The following is a 728-nucleotide window of genomic DNA, read 5'->3' as shown; positions in this document are numbered from 1 at the left end:
GCCTCGGTCGTTCTGGCGCATGGATCGCTGCTGCGCGCCATCGGCATGATCGTGCTCGGCCTGCTGCTGGGCCTGGTCGGCACCGACGTGAACTCCGGCACGCCGCGCTACACCTTCGACCTGCCGCAACTGGCCGACGGCATCAACTTCGTGGTCGTTGCGATGGGCATGTTCGGCCTGGGCGAAATCATCTCCAACCTCGAGCATGAGGAATCGCGCTCGCTGGTGATGAAGAAGGTGACCGGCCTGATGCCGACCAAGGACGACATGAAGCGCATCATCGCCCCGATCCTGCGCGGCACCGGCTTGGGTGCGTTGCTCGGTATCCTGCCGGGTGGCGGCGCCATGCTGGCGTCGTTCGTGTCGTACTCGATCGAAAAGAAGGTGTCGAAGAATTCGGCCAACTTCGGCAAGGGCGCCATCGAAGGTGTCGCGGCACCGGAATCGGCGAACAATGCCGGCGCGCAGACCTCGTTCATCCCGATGCTCACGCTGGGCATTCCGTCCAACCCGGTGATGGCGCTGATGATCGGCGCGATGATCATCCAAGGCATCCAGCCGGGACCGGCGGTCGTCACCGAACAGCCGGCCTTGTTCTGGGGCATCATCGCCTCGATGTGGATCGGCAACTTCTTCCTGATCGTGCTGAACCTGCCGATGATCGGCTTGTGGGTGCGCATGATCATGGTGCCGTACCACTTCCTGTTCCCGGGCATCCTGGTGTTCTG

The 728-nt window shown here is 63.0% G+C and carries 1 protein-coding gene; it reads left to right on the top strand.

Features of this window, described 5'->3' with window-relative positions; all coding sequences use genetic code 11:
• On the top strand, positions 1-728 hold a 728-nt coding region (locus ACNOHI_RS24820; RefSeq protein WP_420477400.1), incomplete at both ends, for a tripartite tricarboxylate transporter permease.

The organism is Noviherbaspirillum sp. ST9, assembly GCF_048799745.1.
Classification (GTDB): Bacteria; Pseudomonadota; Gammaproteobacteria; order Burkholderiales; family Burkholderiaceae_D; genus Noviherbaspirillum.
The sequence above is the reverse complement of the archived record's forward strand: the minus strand, read 5'-3'. Positions and strand labels throughout refer to the sequence as shown.